Annotated in this window: 14 protein-coding genes, 2 pseudogenes and 2 CRISPR repeat arrays; of the genes and pseudogenes, 12 read left to right on the top strand and 4 right to left on the bottom strand. The window is 34.7% G+C overall.

Annotated elements, in window-relative coordinates; genetic code table 11:
* Nucleotides 1-349: 349 nt before the first annotated feature.
* Together NSQ94_RS08975 and NSQ94_RS08980 are read left to right on the top strand one after the other, a co-directional pair.
* A complete protein-coding gene (locus NSQ94_RS08975) occupies nucleotides 350-1435 on the top strand; it encodes a DNA sulfur modification protein DndB (RefSeq protein ID WP_339230624.1) in 1086 nt (361 codons plus the stop codon).
* Between the two features lie 14 nt (nucleotides 1436-1449).
* The gene (locus NSQ94_RS08980; protein WP_339230626.1) at nucleotides 1450-2508 is read left to right on the top strand and encodes a DNA sulfur modification protein DndB; all 1059 of its coding nucleotides are present in this window, start codon (nucleotides 1450-1452) and stop codon (nucleotides 2506-2508) included.
* 45 nt (nucleotides 2509-2553) lie between these two features.
* Here NSQ94_RS08980 and NSQ94_RS08985 read toward each other — a convergent pair.
* A pseudogene (locus NSQ94_RS08985) lies at nucleotides 2554-2702 on the bottom strand (ISNCY family transposase); the annotation flags it as partial.
* A gap of 205 nt (nucleotides 2703-2907) precedes the next feature.
* Here NSQ94_RS08985 and NSQ94_RS08990 point away from each other — a divergent pair.
* From NSQ94_RS08990 to NSQ94_RS09020, 7 genes and pseudogenes are all read left to right on the top strand, one after another.
* Nucleotides 2908-3156, top strand: coding sequence for a hypothetical protein (locus NSQ94_RS08990; protein WP_339230628.1), 249 nt, complete (start codon nucleotides 2908-2910; stop codon nucleotides 3154-3156).
* Between the two features lie 73 nt (nucleotides 3157-3229).
* On the top strand, nucleotides 3230-3718 hold the full coding sequence (locus NSQ94_RS08995; RefSeq protein ID WP_339230630.1) for an MFS transporter: 489 nt from the start codon (nucleotides 3230-3232) through the stop codon (nucleotides 3716-3718).
* A 104-nt stretch (nucleotides 3719-3822) separates the two neighbouring features.
* Nucleotides 3823-4536: a CRISPR direct-repeat array (repeat unit 16 nt; unit sequence GTTTTTATCTTAACTA).
* Between the two features lie 1142 nt (nucleotides 4537-5678).
* On the top strand, nucleotides 5679-7148 hold the full coding sequence (locus NSQ94_RS09000) for a hypothetical protein (RefSeq protein WP_339230631.1): 1470 nt from the start codon (nucleotides 5679-5681) through the stop codon (nucleotides 7146-7148).
* Nucleotides 7129-7815, top strand: coding sequence for an ABC transporter ATP-binding protein (locus NSQ94_RS09005; protein WP_327847966.1), 687 nt, complete (start codon nucleotides 7129-7131; stop codon nucleotides 7813-7815). Before NSQ94_RS09000 ends, NSQ94_RS09005 begins: the two co-directional genes overlap by 20 nt.
* Nucleotides 7809-8927 (top strand): hypothetical protein, encoded by a 1119-nt coding sequence (locus tag NSQ94_RS09010; RefSeq protein ID WP_327847967.1) that lies wholly within the window; start codon nucleotides 7809-7811, stop codon nucleotides 8925-8927. Before NSQ94_RS09005 ends, NSQ94_RS09010 begins: the two co-directional genes overlap by 7 nt.
* 633 nt (nucleotides 8928-9560) lie before the next feature.
* Nucleotides 9561-10181: direct repeats of the CRISPR family, unit length 28 nt; unit sequence GTTTTTATCTTAACTATAAGGAATTGAA.
* 305 nt (nucleotides 10182-10486) lie between these two features.
* A pseudogene (locus NSQ94_RS09015) lies at nucleotides 10487-10576 on the top strand (4-hydroxy-tetrahydrodipicolinate synthase); the annotation flags it as partial.
* Between the two features lie 472 nt (nucleotides 10577-11048).
* Nucleotides 11049-11324, top strand: a complete 276-nt coding sequence (locus tag NSQ94_RS09020; protein WP_066251567.1) for a 2TM domain-containing protein — start codon at nucleotides 11049-11051, stop codon at nucleotides 11322-11324.
* Between the two features lie 1189 nt (nucleotides 11325-12513).
* Here the strand turns inward: NSQ94_RS09020 and NSQ94_RS09025 are convergent.
* The gene (locus NSQ94_RS09025; protein WP_082829623.1) at nucleotides 12514-12711 is read right to left on the bottom strand and encodes a hypothetical protein; all 198 of its coding nucleotides are present in this window, start codon (nucleotides 12709-12711) and stop codon (nucleotides 12514-12516) included.
* A 1142-nt stretch (nucleotides 12712-13853) separates the two neighbouring features.
* Between NSQ94_RS09025 and NSQ94_RS09030 the strand changes: the two genes are divergently transcribed.
* On the top strand, nucleotides 13854-14057 hold the full coding sequence (locus NSQ94_RS09030) for a Fur-regulated basic protein FbpA (RefSeq protein WP_063387775.1): 204 nt from the start codon (nucleotides 13854-13856) through the stop codon (nucleotides 14055-14057).
* A gap of 1113 nt (nucleotides 14058-15170) precedes the next feature.
* Here NSQ94_RS09030 and NSQ94_RS09035 read toward each other — a convergent pair.
* Nucleotides 15171-16148: an ABC transporter substrate-binding protein gene (locus NSQ94_RS09035; protein ID WP_066251568.1), complete on the bottom strand. Its 978-nt coding sequence runs from the start codon at nucleotides 16146-16148 to the stop codon at nucleotides 15171-15173.
* 127 nt (nucleotides 16149-16275) lie between these two features.
* On the opposite strand from NSQ94_RS09035, the gene NSQ94_RS09040 reads away from it, so the two are divergent.
* Complete coding sequence (locus tag NSQ94_RS09040) at nucleotides 16276-17319, top strand: iron ABC transporter permease (RefSeq protein WP_339230634.1); 1044 nt, start codon at nucleotides 16276-16278, stop codon at nucleotides 17317-17319.
* Nucleotide 17320: 1 nt separating this feature from the next.
* Nucleotides 17321-18334 (top strand): iron ABC transporter permease, encoded by a 1014-nt coding sequence (locus NSQ94_RS09045; protein WP_063387779.1) that lies wholly within the window; start codon nucleotides 17321-17323, stop codon nucleotides 18332-18334.
* Between the two features lie 259 nt (nucleotides 18335-18593).
* On the opposite strand, the gene NSQ94_RS09050 is transcribed toward NSQ94_RS09045, so the two are convergent.
* A complete protein-coding gene (locus tag NSQ94_RS09050; RefSeq protein ID WP_063387780.1) occupies nucleotides 18594-19877 on the bottom strand; it encodes an SLC13 family permease in 1284 nt (427 codons plus the stop codon).
* Nucleotides 19878-20590: the final 713 nt, after the last annotated feature.

Below are 20590 nucleotides of genomic sequence, written 5' to 3' on the forward strand. Positions count from 1 at the left end.
GGGGGAGTGATCTATTTCTAAAAATTCTTATGTATATGAATGGCTAAAAACCTTCTTTGTAATTTTTACGATAATAAATATACTTGTTCCATGCGCTTTTCTCTTCTGTATCATTTTCTGAATTTTTTTTATTCTACTTTCCCTCCCCACAAATATTAAATAACAATATGTGCCGGGTATATTAGGTAAAAGTAATTATTGTATAAAAGAATTTTTTAACCAATTAACATAGATATTTGTAAAAAATTTTAAGAATAAATATTCCATTTAAAATGTTAAAAAATTATAATTAAAACTATTAGAAAGAAAAAAAGCACACAAATAGAATTTGTAGGAGGGAAAATTACTTATGAATTTTGCAGATATAATTGATGATTCTAGTAACTACATAACAATGTATGGCGTGAGGGGTAACCAGTTTGGTCATGAAGTCATTTCGGTTCAATGCACGGTTGATTATGTGCTGAAATTCCTAGAAATAGATAAATCTGTTCAAAGGGAAATGATTGAGAAACAAGTATCTAACATTTGTAAATATATTCAATTTGGACTTGATGGAAACGATATTTATTTTCCTCCTTTAATTTTCTCAGCAAGAGGAAGAGGAAGGTTCGATTCATCTACCAATCAATTTTATCTAAAAACTGGAGATACAATGGTTATTTTAGATGGTCAACATAGAATTAGAGCCTTCGAGATATTAAAAAATCGGTTAGAAAACAGTCAAGATTCAGAAGATCGAAAAAAGCTTGAGTACATAAAAAACTTCCCTTTAACTGTTCAAATATTTAGGAATTTAACTATTGAACAAGAGCGTCAGTTATTCACTGATGTAAATACAAAAGCTGCCAAAGTAAGTAATACCCTTCTAATTATGTATAAGGATAATGATTTATGCAGCAAATTGGTTAAAGATATTATTTACAATCATCCCTCTATCTCATCAGATAAGTTTGAGATTCGAGCAAAAACTACTACCACAAAACTAATGACAGCTTCGACTCTATATGGTCTAGTCTTTACCTTGAATGATGGTGTTGTGACTGTAAAAGGTGCTAAAAGTAATCTTAATGAAGATAGCTATAATGAATACAAAAAGATTGTCGAAGATTTCCTTACCTTACTCATAAAGTATGCTCCTGATCAAGCTCTGGATAGGAACAAATATTTTATTATGAACCCTTATGTGTTACAAGGAATTGCTAAATGTATTTATTTATTAAAACAAAATGATGGGAATTTTGATATGGAAGAATTTTTCCAAAAAGTTGTTCGATTATTTGACTGGAGCCATAAAAACAAGGAATTAAAACAGTTAGGTATTCCTTACTACAATAAGACTAAAAAATATAGATTCCATGTTGGAACTAGAACCTCATCACGAATTTGTAATCTTTTATTGGAGCAATACTACAATACTGTAAATTTTAAATAAGGAAGGATTAGGCCATGTTTGAAATAAAATTAAAGGGGATAATACATCTTATTAATACTAATAAAGCAATGATGACTACCCAGATAAGCGTAAGGGATATTCTACAAGTATATGAAATTGATGATTCAGTCAATAGGGATATTAACTATGCTAGGAAAAAACCGATTTCTAAGTACATTGATTCGTTTGATTCTGAAATAGGAATATTTTTACCATCCCTAGTGTTTTCATTCTATGTTGATCCAACCAAATACTACAATAGAGAGAATAAAGAGTTACGAATACCAACGGGATTAAAATTAAAAGTACTCGATGGTCAACATCGAATCAAAGGGTTAGAATACTTACTGAGAAGTATGAATGATAAAGAAAGAAAAGAAAAAATACTGGATAGCACAATGACTGCTCAAATATATTTCGGATTAAGCAAGAACGACGAGAGAAATCTTTTTGCAGATATTAATTCCAACGCTAGACGAGTTTCGATGTCCTTAATAACAAAATACGATACTAGAGATATCACTAAAGTACTAATAAGAGACCTTTATAATTCATGTACCGCTCTTCAAATTGCAGGCGTTGAGTTTAATAAGAGCAGGATAGTAAGACCTGCTAGCACCTTGTTTTGTACTAGCGCTAGATTAAAAGTATTTATTAGCTGCTTATTATTCGGTAAGATAAATATTTCCAAAAAGAACGAACAGTTAATAAAAGACAAATATGACGAGATATTAGTATTCTTAGATAAGTTTTTTACAGTTCTATTCGATGTCTTACCTTCTAATCCTGGTGATGTGACAAAATACATGTTAGGACATGAGGCATTACAGAATGCAATTGCATTATATTTACACGAAGTAATCATATTAGAATCTGAAAAAGACTTGAAATGGCTCTACAATTGGGAAATTGAAGTAGAAAGACTACAATTTATTAATTGGAGTCCAAAGAATTCGTTGTGGCAACCATACACAGTTATAGCCAGATTTAATACAAAATATGAACATAAGACATTTATAGATAATAAACCATATGACTTATTAAACTTACTAAAAAATGAATTGCTGTTGTAAAATTAGATAACTTTGTATTGTACTATGGATGGTGTTGCAAAACTGGAGTAAAAACGCGAAGTTATGCATAAGGATGCAGTATAACACATGCAGTAAATATCGATGAAATTTCATACCATCGTGGCTGTTCCCCCTTGTCACTCTTTCACTCATTTAAATACTCGTTCAATCTCGCGATGAAGCCCGAACAGCCATAAGAACACGGTGCCTGTCACCTGTCGAAATAAACGCTTGGCAGAAAAAAAGTGGTTATAGTTGGTTTGTTTCTCATTTGTTTTGAATTTTTAATTTGTCTATTACCAGATTGGTATATTGGTTGGAATAGCAGGTTTTGGATCCGGACTTGTTGAATAAAGTGTTGGAACAATTATTTTAGAAGTTACCAAGAAGAAACAGGCTATGACTATGAGTAAACTGGAGGTAGCTTATGACTTAGATGCACTTTTAATAGCTTTATTGGCTAGTTTATTAATAAGTAAGGGAATATGGGAGTTTTCATTCCTTGTTTTAGGAGCTAGTTCATTTCTTCTAATGATTACATGGAAAGTACTCTCTTTTGGTAGCATTGATACATTTCTTATTGACAAAATTGGAAAAAGTAAAGTAGCAAATAAAAACTATCCTTTTTATTCTAAAAAAATTATTTAATTATTATTTCTTCGTCAGTTTATTTTTTCTTTTACGCTGGAAATGAAATATCAATTGTCCATTTTTTTCTTACATGTTTAAGGAGGAATGGGCAATTTCTAACTCACTTGCAACAATTACTGTAACAATTTATTGGACAGCAATGGTGATAGGACGTGTACTAACCGGAGTGATTGCTGAGAGACTTTCCTATAACTACTTTTTCCTCCTTATCAATATAGGAAGCGTGGTAAGTCTGATTTTATTAGCTCTTAATGAAAATGTTTGGTTAGGATTTTTTCTTTGTTTCTTACTAGGTCTATTTATGGCAGGAATGTTTGCAATCGCTTTAATTATTACTAATCAACATTTTCCTGAACACACAAAAAGGGTAACTAGCATATTATTAGCTTCTAATGCACTTGGTGGTTCATTAATACCCATTATTATTGGTTGGTGTATGGATTATTATCCAGCACTAGGATCATTTACATCTTCTTCAAAAAATAATTGGAAATTTGTCGTCGACCTCCAATCGTGCAAAAATCCTAGGGGATCGACGACTCTTTCAAATCTTCGTTGAACCTTGACAAATCAAAGGATTGATTAAATGTAACACCTTCGCTAAAATGAAAATAACCAATAAACTATTTTAAGCCAAATACTTATCTAACAACAATTTGTGGGGTTTTTATCTTAACTACGAGGAATTGAAACCTGTAATTTCTGTCAAATTAAATTAAAAAAAGAGGACATTGTTTTTATCTTAACTACGAGGAATTGAAACCACACTCAATTTAACAAAGAAATCTGGGACAAGCTGTTTTTATCTTAACTACGAGGAATTGAAACAGAGATAATCTCCTGATGAAATTTTTTGACATAAACGTTTTTATCTTAACTACGAGGAATTGAAACAACGATAAAAAAGAAAAGGGTTCTGAAGAATATAAGCATGTTTTTATCTTAACTTCGAGGAATTGAAACATTATAGATCAAAAAGATTTATTAAATCAATTGCCTGAGTTTTTATCTTAACTAGAAGGAATTGAAACATCGAGGAGGCTCTTATTTATCTTGACTTTGTTGAGAGTTTTTATCTTAACTAGAAGGAATTGAAACACGGTAGATGCCTAGAGAAGAATTTACGCCGGTATTCGTTTTTATCTTAACTATGAGGAATTGAAACAACAAGTTGCCAACCAGTTTTGGCGACTGTTTGAATTATACGAGTTTTTATCTTAACTACGAGGAATTGAAACTTTCGTCTCCTTGAATCCATGACGTTCCGCCTTCATGTTTTTATCTTAACTATGAGGAATTGAAACAACAAGTTGCCAACCAGTTTTGGCGACTGTTTGAATTATACGAGTTTTTATCTTAACTAGAAGGAATTGAAACACCCCCGAATCTTCGGGATCTCTGTCCCACCGAGCCGCCGTTTTTATCTTAACGATGAAGAAAAATTTTAAACCAAAAAGCACGGCCTATGCGGTCGTGCTTAATCAATTTTTATGGTCAAGGAAACGGATGTAGTGCTGAAACATCCATGAGCCAGCGATGCCTTTGTTGAAACATTTGTATTGACCGCTCCTTATTTATGTGCGGTGAAACAGCTTGCACGTCTCTGTATTTTTTGCTTGCAAACGATAGAAAGAAACGAAGAAGCCCATTCTTCATTCCGATCACGGTGGCATTATCTGATGAAGCGGTATCAACAAGTTTTATAAGAACAATGTTCACCCAAGAAGAAGGTTATTAACTTTCTGGTTAATATATATTGTCTACATGAGCGCTTACTAGGCGCTCATTTTATTTACTGATAAGCGATCAGATCAGGAAATTCATTTTATTTCCAAAATTAATTGTGTCCAAACCACAAAAAATACTAAAAAGAAAAAATAATCATTACAAACAAATAATGTAAAAAATACTCCAAATTACCTATGAATGTGATAAAATGATAATTAAGGTAAAAAGTGTATAATATTCAATTATTTAGGTGAAAAATGCTTGCTTTATCTTTTGCTATATTACTATGTTTTATTTTTACATTTTCACCATCTGCTGATGCTTATCGAGCCACCAAAACTGTAAATCGCCGCCCTGTTCTTTTCTAACCAAAGCGTTAATCCCGATAACAATGTTACAGCGAAAGCCGATTTACCTTATTTGTCTGACTGGAAAGGTTGCGGAAATTATAAAGCATATAGTTCTACTACTAGAACCGGGTTTAAGAAGTTAACTCATCAAGTTTCGTTTTATACAGTTGGAGGAAGTGTTTCCTTTAGCGGAGCCGGAGCAAGTGGTAGTGGATCTAGTCCTGGTTATTCAAGAAGCACAACTACAAAATCTTATAGCAGCTCTGGAAATGTTTGTGGAAGCGGTTTAACAATATATCTTGGCATGTACACTACTACAATAGTTGATTATAGTAATAGAACATACACAGCTACTGCAAAAATCTAATATTTAGAGCAGAATATCTACACTTTTTACCTTATTTCCAATATAAAGGCTAATAGGTTAGGAGATATGTTTATATGAAACAAAATATCTATTTGCTTATAGTATGTTTTTTCCTGCTTACAGCTTGCAGTGAACCTTATTTTAAAAATCGGCCTATTCATAGAAATAATTTTATTAATACGATCAATTCTTATATGAAAGAAAGTAATGATGGAAGTGTTTTTGAAGTAACCAGTCAGTCTGAGGAAATATCTGATTTGAAAAATAATAGCTCGATATTATATCTTGGCAAAATAAATGATAAATTACAGCCTAGTGAATGTAAGCAAGAACAAAATAATTTTTATTGTAGGATTTTATTATCAATGTTAAAAAAAGATAGTTTATTCTCAATAGAAGAAATTAATAAGGTTCGTTCATTTTTTGATTTATATTTTCTTTATAATATGATGGAATATATTGGTGATTCGGAGGGGTTAGAAAAAATAAAAAAAGTATTTATGAAGCTAGAGAATCCAGGCAAGGCTGATCAAGTGGAGTATTATTATTTTCTAATATTGGATTATAAGATAAATAACACGGTTGCAGATATGAAAGATAAAATTGAAAATATCATTTCAAGTTTTACTGAACAAGACCTTTTAGACTTAGACTATAATAAACCAATTCTTCTTCATGCCTCTATTATTTTAAGCAATCTATATGATCTTGAAGTAAATTTGGACCATTTAAAAGACATATATGAAAAGAAAGAAAACCAAATAACAATATTATTCAGAGATGAAATTACTTATTGGGTTCATTTAATGATCGCAAAAGAACTAGAGCAACACTTTGAGAACAAAAAGTTTATGACTAATATATTATCAGAAACAAGACCTTTTCATACGTACTTTTATTCATTGGAGAGTATAAGAAATCTATATTTAATGTCGAATGTATTTGCTAGTAAAGAAATTTCTGATGTCGATAAATATTTAAATGTACTAAGCCATCGCATAGATAGTTTTAGTCAGGAATTGAAAAACAATAAAGATCAAAGTTATTACCAATATTCATATTATTTAAACTATGCAGAAGAAGTGATTGGAAAATCCTCTCGTAATCAAGAAGCTGCTGAAAATACGAACTGCCGAGACATAAAATTATTTAATGAAATGTATTACTGTTATAAGGCAACTGGTGAGATGGCTACTTCTGAAGCTGTTGCTATAGAAGAGTCAGATGACTTACTTACAAAGGTACTAAAGTACGATATCATTGACCCTACTCCCAAAGATATCGAAGAAATGAAAAAATTATATCCTGAAGTTTTAAATAATGAAAGTAAAGACTTCTATATTATATTAAATATTTATACTAGTCTAGTTCAAAAGCATAACCTTGATATAGATAAGGAATTAATTAGAAAAAAGGTAGAGCAGTATGAATGTTATTTAGGATATTGTGAACCAAGAGGTAACTATGTTTTTGAGCTAAGTGTGTATTTGAATAATATCCTTAATATATTAGAGGGTGATGAATTTGCACAAAAATTCCGTTGACAACTATGAGGATATTCATGTTAGTGTTAAAAACATTAACTTTCAATACGGCGAAAAAATAATCTTGAGAAATCTCTCTCTAGAGATAAATGAACCTGGTTTATATGCTATTTATGGAAAAAGCGGGTGTGGGAAAACCACTTTTATCAATATTTTATCTTTAATACAAAAACCTCACTCAGGAAGCATTAATTTATTTCATAAACAAATTAATTTTGAGGATGTTGAATTAGTTGATGACTTGCGGAAAAAAATAGCGTATTTCTTCCAAGATTTAAATTTAATAGAGACTTTAACAATTAGAGAAAACCTTCAAATTATCTCACTTATAAACAGCCAGCCTTTAGATAACGAAAAACTAAATAAATACAGCAGGCAAATACAAATGGAAAACAAGTTAGATATTCCAGTAAATAATCTCTCTGGTGGTGAAAGACAACGAGCAGCTTTTTTAAAAGTATTGGTATTTGAATATCCGCTTATTTTATTGGATGAGCCAACGAATAATTTAGATGAAGAGAATATTCAAATCATAATGGATATTTTATCTAGTATAAAAAAAGATAGGGTCATTATAGTAGTAACCCATTCAAAATTTGTTGTGGAAAATTCAGACAAATCATTTGATTTTATTCAATTAAATAAAGGATTGAAAGAACTATGTTAAAACATGATTCGGTTTTTTATTATATAAAGCAAAAATATTTAAAAAGTTTAAGAAAGCTTGCGATACTAAACTTTTTATTACTAATATTGATTATATTTTCGATCTTTACAGTATTTATTTCTGCTGAGAACATCCATAATAATATATTAAATAATGATAAATTATCAATGGTACTGATCAATGGATATACAGAAACAGGAGAATTTGAGTACGATACTAACTTAATTTTAAATTTGCCTCATGTTAAAAATCTTACCTATGATTATGAAATTCCTCTTATTTATTCGTCGGAAAAAGAGGAGGTAGAGTTTTTAGATTGCTTGCCTCTTAATGAAACTACTAGAGAAGCTATTAGTTTTGACGAACAAGTTGATGACAATGCTTTAGTGCTGCCAGAACATTTTAAAAATCAAACATTAATTATTTCTGATTTGAATCACAAGCCCGTTAAAACTACAAACTATTATTATGAAGGATCAGGCACATATTTTCTAAAGGATAAATGTTATCTCGCTCAACCTTTATATAATAAAATGTTGGCAACAATTAATAGCAGTAACTATTCAGGTGTTAAATCACTTATTGTGAACTTAGAAAAAACAGAATATATATATGATTTTGTCAAATCCTTTCATGAAATGTTTAATGAAGATGAAGTTTATGTATATTATCAATCTGAAGGTTTGGAGAACTTAGTACAAAATTCGAAAGTCTCTTTCCATTTGCTTTTGTTTTTCCAGCTAAGCTTACTTATTGTAATTGTCATTGTATATAAAAACAGCTTAAATTCTCTCATCAAGTTAATAAATCGTGATTTACTGTCTCTCTATTTAAACGGAATGTCTAGCAAAGAAATCACATCCCAGTTTTATAAAACAATCGAATCAGGAAACAAAAAAGTTTATATTTTCTCTTATGGAACGGTTATTTTATTTGCTATTCTTCTTTCTAAGGCGCTAAATAATGAAATATTAATGATAATTACCGTTGGTTTATTAATACTATTAAGTTTATTCATTTTACTAAATAAATTGTTTGTAAAGTATGTTATTTCTAGTATATTAGCGAAGGAACTATCAAACGAGAATATTGTTTCTCAGCTGCGTAACTAGTCTTTAATCAAGTAACATTTAGAATGACAACGGGGACGACTAACCGTTGTCATTTTTTAAATCCAATAATTTTTAACATTCCACTTTTTCTGATAGCACATGCTGCAAATTTTCATTTATCTGAAACAGCAAATCGTGTGTAACTGGACCGTTGCAGACTAGAAAATTGCGCCACCAATTAGTCCATATAATTGTGTCAAAAGGGAAATAGAAAAGAGCCACATTGCTTCCCCTTCCTTTGTAGAATTTACAATGGACCAAAAATAAGGAGGAATGCAACAATGGCTTTACCGCAAATGATGTAGTGTCAAATAATCCACTTATCTATTTTCTAATTCAGGATCTTTAATTCTTTACAACGCCTCTTCTCGATTTCTGTCCGAATAAAAAGTCCTGAAACAAGCCTTTGATCAGTAAGAATACTGGAATCATTTGACATTCTTCTTTATAAAAATAATGAAAATTTGTCGTCGAACTCCAATCGTGCAAAAATCCTAGGGGATCGACGACTCTTTTAAAATTCAATTGAGCCCACGCAAATCAAAGGATTGATAAAATTTGACTCCTTCGTTAAAATGAAAATAACCAATCAACCATTTAAAACGAAATGCTTATTTAACAACATTTTCTGGGGTTTTTATCTTAACTATAAGGAATTGAAGCTAAAATAACGGGAATTAGACTGTTAAACATCTGTATGTTTTTATCTTAACTATAAGGAATTGAAGCACCTCCTCAATTTGTGAGACACTCCATCCTTCTTTAGGTTTTTATCTTAACTATAAGGAATTGAAGCTACAAAGAGAAAAATTAGGCTATACATCCATACGTAGTTTTTATCTTAACTATAAGGAATTGAAGCATTTTCATATTTTTGAAGTATTAGTACAGCTTTTGCGTTTTTATCTTAACTATAAGGAATTGAAGCCCTGTACCCCATGTAGACTATGCAGGATTTGATCGTTTTTATCTTAACTATGAGGAATTGAAGCATAACAAGGGTAATAATCAGGGTCATTCTGATCATGTTATTATCTTAACTATGAGGAATTGAAGCTTGGTGATATTTACGAAGAAAAAACCGATTCTTTGGTTTTTATCTTAACTATAAGGAATTGAAACATTCGTCTGTTTCGTCGAGATACGTCTCGAATTCTTGTTTTTATCTTAACTATAAGGAATTGAAAGTGGTGTTGGTGTTTCCTCACCGAGATTCGTAATATCGTTTTTATCTTACCTACAAGGAATTGCAACACCAAACTAAAGGCCTTTACGTTTGATGCCTACCAATTGCTCCCTTTATAGACCCCGCTGTTAAAAATAAGGAATAAAAAACTTTGCGGCGGTCATATGATACATTTGAGATATAAAAATATTGTGCCGATATGATGTTCAAAAAAGTAAAATTGATGCAGGTATTTGCTTATGAAATATGATCAAGGTGTTTCTTTGTCTTCTAGATACAGGCATGGCATCACGATCCCCATAATTGTAGATGTAAATCCTGCTGGAAAGTTTGAAAATTGGCCATTTCCTTCATGATTAGACGGATGACCCCCATTCCAATGATGAAGGAGCTGTTTAAGGCGCCACACCCTGTTCCAGTGAAAGATGCGCTGCAAATTAAAGGTTTGGATGCCGGTACGGTTGCCGCTTTGACAGAAAAAGATTGTTCAAAAGAATGCTACTGGATGTACTTGTTAGCCAATGGCGATTCAGCTCCAACCTTCTTGTTCTGGCCTCTCTAGATGAAAAAGCTCATTTCATCCATCCTGCTGAGAGCTTTATGGTGTGCAATTCATTTGTGAAACGATTTCATTGAATGGTGGCCCATATTTTTTTGAAGCTTTTATTCGCCTTTTTCCTGCAAAAAATTTGTTAATCCTTATTGTTTAAAGAAGGAAAAATTACCCCTTTGTCGAATGGAGTAGGAGAAGAGAGGTAAACGTCGAAACTTAAGCAAATTCGTTGCGTTTACGGTTCAAGACTTATGAAAAACCGAATCAACAGCAGGTTAGAAATTGTCGTGCCTCATTCCCAAATGTAAACGGTGAAGGAAAATATTTTCAGCATTATGAGTGGCAACAAGGCTGTTCAAAAACTAAGCTATATAGGGGGGTGTTGAAAGTCGAAAAAGATGAAAAATATTTAAGGGCGAAAAAAAGAGTGGAAAATTTGAAAGCCTTTTATATGCATTTCATTTCTTATGTTTTAGTGAATTCTATGCTTTTTCTTTTTAACTTAATTTCGGATCCCGGTAATTGGTGGTTTCAATATCCGCTTTTTGGCTGGGGGATTGGACTTTTAGTACACGGCGCCTCAACGTTTGCATTTGGCATATTCGGGGAAGAATGGGAAGAAAAAAAGATAAAAAAATATATGGAAAAAGACAGGTAGAACATTTTAAAACCATTCGGAATCGAACGTTTTTTTGTGGAGAGTATTAAAATGGAACATCTAAAAGCTGCACCCTGTGAGGTGCATTTCAAACATTACAGTATGGAGAGTTGAATTATGTTTCGTCTATTTCATAAGCGGTGCTTTTTGTGTAAGCGAAAAACAAAAACTTACTATCATTATGTAGACCATAACGGAAATAGTATGAAAGTTTGTCCGGAATGTGCAGTATATGCGGAAAGAAGGGCATTTAGAAAAAAAGTGTAGGCACCTTTTGAAAGGTGCTTTTTCTTTTCCTTCAAAACTCAACTTCAAAGGAGGGAGCTTTTTGTTAAATACTGCACAAGCAACGGGTAAGAGCAAGAGCCCAAAGCGCTGCTAAAATCGATTGGAACCTCAGCAGAATCAATTTTGAAGCAACAGCAGCTGATAAATTAGCCAAAATTAAGTTTAGTAACCCATAAAATAATTATGTAAACTAATATAAAAAAGAGTCGACTCATTCATCATATGGATATAAATGGATGTATTGCAACTGGTGGGGATTAACTCAAAGTATGGATATTGTTGAGGAAACAGGTTGGAATGGGTTGATAAAAAGAAAGCTTTCTGATCTTGGAGGATGGTCACAGACGACATCCGAGAAGATGGCGAATCAGAAGACGAAAAATTCCTTTTGTATACATTGAAACATCCAGAGGGCACAAAAATTCTTTGTTCACAATAAACGCATCGGCATTTTACAAAAGGAATAGTTGCTTGATCCGAATCGGCTTAATTTATGGTGTTTCCAATGAAAATCTGAACATTAGTGTACTTTAGAAATGAGAAATAATGATGGAACCTCTTGAGGTTATGGCGTTAAGTGTTTTCTGCAAGAAAAAAATACAGAGTGTTGCAGTATATCTTTATCAAAATTTTGAATAAATATACATATATGTGATCTATCCATCAAGGGCTTGACATGGATCCTCTGTAGCCATGATTCTTTAGCCAAGCGCCAGCTTCAACAGTTTTGGCAAAACCAAAAAAGGTTATCATGGCTCCTCCTCCATGTAAAGCCCCATTGCATATCACTGCATAAGGATTTTGCAATTCTCTGCACTTTTATTTTGCAAAAAACACGTTAAGGGAATTTAAAACAAAACAACGCCCCCCTTAATAAAAGAGGGGCGCATTGTAATGTCATTTAGCAGCACTTAGAAGGGTATCCTGGATCAACAATTACGTTTCTTGTAATTGGTCTATAAATATGTCTAGGAACATTGACAATATTGAAACGATTAATCCTTACAATTGGATGAATATAAGGAACTACACGTGGAATGAAACGGTCGCGAACCACATGTTTAGGCGGACAGATAATGGGTCTAGTATGACCAAACATTGGAAACTCACCTCCTAGAATATCTATATACATTAAATGTATTAGCAGGGCTTTTTGAAACGGACAAATATCACAAGTTATATAAAAAATTCATCTAATTGTAAAATATTGTAATATCTGGTATTGGAAGAGCATTCATAGTACGCATTTTGAAGAGAAATTTTTGTTCGATGTGTTGACGTTAAAAGACGTCCAGATATCCCGCTTTATGTAGAAAGCTAAATTTGGAATGATCGGGATCAAATCCATTTGCCAGCTGCTATAACAAAAAAGAGTTCAGCAACAGAAGAGAAAATGAACTGTTATTATGTTTACTAGGGGCAGGAGAAACCCATTAAGTGAGGGGCTATAAGTTTTCGTGTAACCGATTTATCAGCTCCATCAGAGCGGGGTATTATGATTTAAACGGCAAATTGCTAAATGTGAACGGCTCATATCTTTGTTCTACAAAAGCACGGATCAAACGCTTTTATGCTATATTATGCAAAAAATTGCTATGGTGACTTCCCAACATTTTAACAGCAGCATTGGAATTCCACTTCTTTCAAATAATTGCTTAGAGAAAAAAGCTATCGTCAAAACGGCATTTCTTCTGTTAAGAAAAACGGTAAGCTGCTTTATTTTTAGCCTGCTGAAACAACCTATACAAGTTGTGAAATAGGGTTTTAACATGTTACCGTACATTCGTCAGGATGGAAACCCTGAACCCTTCACATTTTAACATGTTACTGCACATTCAAAAGGGACTGTTTCCCGGGGTGGATTGGGACTGTATAATTGAAATCAATCTGTACTTTGGCATTAACAAATCAACGACCGGTGAGGGAGAATTTTTTTGCCTAAATTCATAAAAACATAAATTTCTACTTGACAGGTAGGATTAATATGTTTTAATATAATGTTAAATTTACTGGAAAATTAAAAACGCCGACTGGTTCACTAGAGGCTCCATTCAAGATGGATTTTCTTGATTTGGGAGCCTCTTAGTTTTTAAATTCGCAGCAGGAATATAAATGATCCGTGTAAGGCACAGAGGATGAAATAGTCTTAACAAGATCAGACTTGCACTAAGAAAGCTGGTGCAGCGAAATCGGATAACCATTTAAAAAAACGTAAAAATTTTATGATAAGGAGAGGATCACATGAGTAACCTTCTTCGTCAGGCTGTAGAAATCAGAAGAAAAAAATTGATCAACAAACTGATTGTCTTAAATGCATTTAAGAATGAGGAGCAGCTTTGCAAATTAACGTTATCAGAATTAGAATATGAATATAAAAAAACTCAAAGAGATTCCCATCCGCATAGTGAAACAGGGTTGATTCGTTGGACGAGCAAAAAATTATAATTTTCATCAAAAAAATACGCATGATTATTTTAAACCCGTACATTGGAAAGGGAAGGACATTGAATTCTCCTCAAAGCATGGGTAAGTGAACTGAATTTTCCAAAAGGCCTTCAACCCTTCTCAATTATTCTGCTAGTGATTTGCAAATCAAAACGCTATGGAAAATTCCAAAAATTTTGAATGAGGATTTATCGAAAACGAAATTTTACGCAATAGCTTTTAGTAAAAATTTCTATCTGCTTTTGCACCTTTAATACTACTATATAGATAGTATTAGTATGATTTAATAAACTACCAGCTGAATTATTTGAGGCTCTTGATTCGAGATAGGAGGAAATCTTGAATTAAGAGCCTCTTAGCTTTTCATTTTAGTGTAAGGATTATAGATGCCGTTTGAAACAGCGTTCTTCATTTTCGCTAAATCCGCCTTTAAATATTTAACATATATAGATACCGATTGTGCCATAGGAAAATTAGAAAATATGTACATATGGAGCTCGGTTATGCAGAAGGGGGAATAAGGCTTCAAAGGCTATTGCAAAGCACAAAATAGCGTCCTCAAACGGTTTAAAGATTTTGTACAACTGAGAGGGGAAGCCGTTTTCATCATCGGCAGCCTGAATCAAATGCAGATCAGCTTGAGTTTGAAAATGAACAATAAAAAATCGCAAACGCGCGTTATTACATAGAAAATAGCAAACAAGAACTTTCAACGACTAATGTAATGAAGTGTCAACCATTACATAAAAAATAGAGGAATTTTCCGGCAAAAACCATGAATTTCAACCTTACAGTTTTGGCTTCATTGGCCAGACATTGAGAAAAGGATAAACTTGTGATCAATCAAGTTCGGTTTTTGCTTCGTTTTCAGATCAGCACACTGAGATGTGATCTATCTACTCCGGTTTTGACCGAAAATAGCAAAACAAAAAACAAAGTTCATTTGATCTTCTAGCAGCTGTATGGCCTGCTGTTTATATGAATTAGACGTTTAAAATTCTTACAACATTGAAGTTTGTGACAGCTCGCCCATTACGGAAAGGCGTAACGGAAAAAACTGCTCAGTTGAAATTTCCAACAAAAAAAGGCATCCGTGATGGATACCCTTTTTCATTATTTTTGTACTAAAGAATCTAGAATATCATCGATGATTTGCGAATTGGCAATAGAGCCTGTGTACAACCAGCTTTTTTCAGGAGAAAATTCAAAAACGTTGCCTGCTTTTACAGCCGGAATGCTTTTCCATAGAGCATCACTTAAAGGTGCTGCATTGGAACCGTCACTATTAATTAAGAACAAATAGTCAGCATCCAATTCTACTAATTTCTCTAAAGAGATAGAGCTCCAGTTATCTGCTGAGTTTGCTGAAATTTCTTTTACAACTTTTGGCACTTTTAATCCTAAGTCTCCGTACATGACGGCACCGCTTGAAAGTTTTTCATTTACGATAAAGAATTGTCCGCCTACTAACCAGACTGCTGCGACAGAAGGATTTCCTACTTTTTCTTTAATTGTCTCTTTCGCTTCGGCTACTTTGGCGTCATATTCTTCTAGAGCTTTTTCCGCTTCTTTTTCCTTTCCTAATACTTCGCCAATAAGCTTCAATTCTTTGCGCCAATCGCTGTTATCTTCTTCACCAATAACAAAAGTAGGGGCGATTTGATTATATTGTTCATATTTTCCGCCTTCTACCATGCTAGCGGAGTCCATTATAATTAAGTCCGGATTCATTTTTTGAACTGCTTCAAACGGAAGATCATGAGGAATGGTTGGAATTCCTTTCAGCTCATCTTGCAGATAATCTTGTACGGTTTTCCCGTCGTTTACACTCCATTGTGCGACAGGTTTTACGCCAAGGGCAACAAGATGATCTTCAAGATAGCTGGCAATAATTCTTTTTGGATTAGCAGGAACTTCCACTTTATTTCCCATTCCATCTGTTAATGTTCTTGTTTCTGCTGACTTTTCATTCTCATTTGAAGCTTGATCCGATCCGGAAGAGGAGTCGGTTCCTTGTCCGCCGCAAGCGGTTAGTGATAGAGCTAATAGCGCAGCTCCTATTAGAGAAAATAACTTTTTCTGAAATACCATTTCTAAACCTCCAACTCATATGATAAAATAAATTTTTGGGAAGCAATAATGATAACCATTTTCAATTAAAATATATCTCTGCCACTTTGTCAATCTTAATTTTTATCATTTGGAGGAAAAATGGTTTATGGATTCAACGATACATACGAAAACTGCTTCAGAATCTTTTCATAAAAGCAAAAATAGATGGATTGCTCTTATCGTTCTTTTCATAGGCATCATTGGCCTATTTCTGTCAGTTGTCATATCGATTCGTTTGGGTGCTGCGGATTTGAGTTATCGAGATGTTCTTGGTGCGTTTTTTGCCTTTGAAGAGGACAATCAAGCTCATGTCATTGTCAGGGAATTGCGTTTGCCCCGTGCAGTCGCAGCCATTCTCGTCGGTTCTGCCTTGGCTGTTTCCGGTGCTATTATGCAAGGAATGACTAGGAATCCATTAGCCTCTCCTTCTATTATGGGTGTAACGGCAGGATCGTCCTTTCTCATTGCCATTGCGCTGGCATTTTTACCGGGAATCTCTTATTTCGGTCTATCAATCTTTTCTTTTATAGGTTCAGGTCTTGGCGCTTGTCTTGTGTTCGGCATTAGCTCCCTTTCCCGCGGAGGAATGACGCCTGTGAAGCTGGCTTTGGCCGGGTCAGCGATTACATCGCTCCTAACCTCCTTATCGACTGCGATAGGAATTAAATTTAATATTGCAAAGGATATCAGCTATTTTTTTGCGGGAGGAGTTTCTGCTGTCCAACCAACTCAAGTCCATTTTCTTTTGCCGTTCGTCATTTCCGGACTTTTGCTGGCCATCTTACTGTCGCGCTCTATTACCGTCCTTAACTTGGGCGAAGAAGCTGCCAAAAGTCTCGGGCAAAATACAAATGTGGTAAAATTTTTAGGAGCGGTCACGGTGCTGCTTTTAACAGGGGCAGCTGTTTCAATTGCTGGAGTGATTGGCTTTGTCGGACTCATCGTTCCTCATATTGCACGGTTTTTAGTCGGAACGGATTACCGTTGGATTATTCCTTGTTCTGCCGTTTTAGGCGGGATTTTATTAATTGCGGCTGATATTGTCGGACGCATGGTGAATGCTCCGTTTGAAACTCCTGTTGGAGCGATAACTGCCGTTGTAGGGGTTCCCTTCTTCCTCTATTTAGCCCGTAAAGAGGGGAGGGTGTAACATGTCAAAAAGATTAATAAACTTCAAAACATTGTTTTTTTCAACTATTTTTTTCATCATTATAACCGCAATCATAAGCATTAATGCCGGCTATATACAAATACCTCTTCATGAGGTCATTGCCGCCTTATTAGGAAATGGAACAGATCAAAATGAATTGACCATATTCCAATTCCGTTTGCCTAGAATATTCATGGCATTGCTCGTAGGGATGGGAATCTCCCTTTCAGGGGCTATCCTCCAAGGGGTTACGCAAAATCCGTTAGCGGATCCGGGAATATTGGGGATTAATTCAGGAGCAGGGTTTGCCGTTGTATTATATATGTTCTTTTTCCAAGGAGCTTCCTTTTTGAACGGCTGGGCTTCCGTGTATGTTTTGCCCATAACGGCTTTAGCAGGCGCTTTTCTTACCGCCGTCTTAATCTATTTTTTATCTCGAAAAAATGGACATATTACACCGATAAGACTTTTATTAATGGGAATAGGGATGAATGGGGCATTCAATGCCGGCATCCTCATCTTTCAAATGAAAATGGAACCGAATGATTTTACAAGAGCACTTACTTGGCTGTCGGGAGCCATCTGGGGTGCGAACTGGAACTATGTGTGGGCGCTGTTACCATGGTTATTGATCCTTATTCCGATCGCGATTTATAAATCAAAGGTTCTCGATATATTGCTTTTAGGTGATTCAACAGCAACAGGGGTAGGAATAAACGTTGCAAGAGAACGCAAGATTTTATTAATCATTGCCGTTACACTGGCAGGAGTTTGTGTAGCGGTTGGCGGAGGGATTACGTTCCTTGGCTTGCTTGCCCCTCATATTACAAGGCAACTAGTCGGGCCAAAGCATTCGAAATGCTTGCCCCTTACTGCAGCTTTAGGAAGCTTCATTCTTTTGGCTGCAGATACATTAGGACGGGTTGTCATGGCTCCTTCAGAGCTGCCTGTCGGGATCGTTGTTTCCATTTTGGGGGCGCCTTATTTTATATATTTGCTAATAAAATCAATTTGACGCTATATACAGCAAGATTTCATTGCACCGCTTCGTCTCAAAAAAAACTATACGAATTTGTCTAAAAGCGGCCCGGTTAAATGAGGGAAGGGACAAACACCTCCAGTGTCGAATGCATCAAATAAATTCGATGAATGGAGGTGTTTGTTTTATCCAAAAGATCAAGCGGTCAACGTTTTTTCATTATTGCAGCTTGAAGCTGCGCTTGTTCGTTATAAAAAACTGTTTTCTGCCGGTGAAAGGATGATCGTTTGCCATGCTATCCCGCAATTAATACAAAAGCAAGCCAGGCGAGCCCAGGTCCAAGCGCTACGACTACAACAGCAGAAAGTAAAAGCTGTTTAAAAAATACATTCTCTTTTACCCCTTGTACGTTTGCGAGCAGCAATGCACCGTTAGTGGAGAAGGGGCTTATATCGACGATGCTTGAAGAAATGGCAATGGCTGAAACGACACCGATGGAAGAAATGGTCGGGTCCTGTAAAATGGGTGCTGCCAGCGGGATGATAGCTGCCAGAAACCCTGTTGTCGAGGCAAAAGCTGAAACGATCCCTCCTACGTATGACGATGCAAGGGCTGCGATTACCGGATTTCCTACTTTTGCGATTAAGTCAGTCATGTAATCAATCGTTCCAATTGTTTCTAAAACGCCTACGTATGTGACAATACCAGTTATTAAGAGAATCACAGACCAAGGCATCCGTGATAGAACGCCCTTTTGCTGCTTTGGAGCAATTAATGCTAGCACTAATCCTACTCCAAGCGCTGCAAAGCCAATATCGATATCGAACATAAGAGCGAGGACGACGAGTGTGATGATCCCTAAAAGTGTGATGCCTCTGTAAAAAGTTAATCCAATTTCTTGTGATTTATTGTTCTCATTTGCGGAGGACCCTTCAGCTCTAGACGCTGCATCTTCTTCGGCAGCAGTTCGCTTTTTTAGCAGCCGAAGTCCTCCCAAAACGATGAACACAATCACAGAAGCAAATACACTGAAGATAAAAGCGTTTATGAAAAGCAACCCCGGCGAATGAGGAAGATCTCTTGCCTGCATAACGCCGTTAACAATCACTCCATAAGGATTAAGCAGTGAGAAGGATCCCGCTGTGGAACCAATCACTAACAATAACCCCATCAAGAGAGGATTAATGTTGTATCGTGCGGCAAAACGCAGCGCAATCGGCGCTAGGATCGCAATAGCAGCAGGTCCCAAAGTGCCGACGCTAGTTAAAATAGCGCAAAGCAAAAACATTATCCATGGCACGAGACCTAGATTACCTCTGACCAGGCGAAGACCCCATCCGGTAATCAAATCAACTGTCCCGTTTTTCTCAACAATTGAAAACAGATAAGTCACTCCAGCAAGAGTGACGAACAATTCGGCCGGAAAACCGCTGTAAATGTCGTCAATATTTAATCCGCTGAATACAACTCCGACGATAAAAGCAGCTACGAACCCTAAAACACCGAGGTTAATTGGCAAAACTGAACCTACAATAAACATCAACAGAAGCACAATAATTCCAATGAGCTCAATACTCATATTGATTTTTCCTCCTAAGCTTTGGAATGAAAATAGAAAATCCCAAAAATTTGAAACCGCTTTCTAAAAACCCCAGCTTACAAAATCGACGATCGACAATGCATTATAAGAATATGAATGACTAGAAAAAAGGCGACTTTTTATTTGAATATTCTGAAAAATATAATTTCAAATCATAAATCGTCACCTCTCGAAAAAATAATTGAAATGTATGCTTTTATTTTGAATGACATACCTGAACATTTCGGCTACTTCACAAGGAAATCGGCTGTTTATCCTATTTGTTAGAAGGCGGTCCAAGGGCAAAATAAAGAGAGAAACAGCATTCATAAGATTGAGATAAAGTGTTTTTCGCACATTCCCTCCTTTTCTCCGTTTTCCATTCATCACAGATTGTTTACAGCTATTTATTCATTTACAAAAATGTTTACGAAAGTAAAATGAAAAATATGCATCTTTGTCAATTGTCGACAGGATGTACGAAGCGATGAAATATTCGTAATAAAAATTTGAATATTCTTATTTATGAAGTCATTTATAATGAAAGGGATCACATTAATTTTTATATATGGAGGAAGGAGAACTTCTATAAATTTCGAATAAATTAGAACAGTGCAGCAAACGAAAGATTTGCGGAAAATCTTCCAATACAATGCCGACTTTACAGAATTTTTCGATTTGTATTTATAAACAAGTTATAATAGGATTATAAA

The sequence above is a fragment of the Aeribacillus sp. FSL K6-2833 genome, assembly GCF_037965815.1.
In the GTDB taxonomy this organism is placed as follows: domain Bacteria; phylum Bacillota; class Bacilli; order Bacillales; family Aeribacillaceae; genus Aeribacillus; species Aeribacillus composti.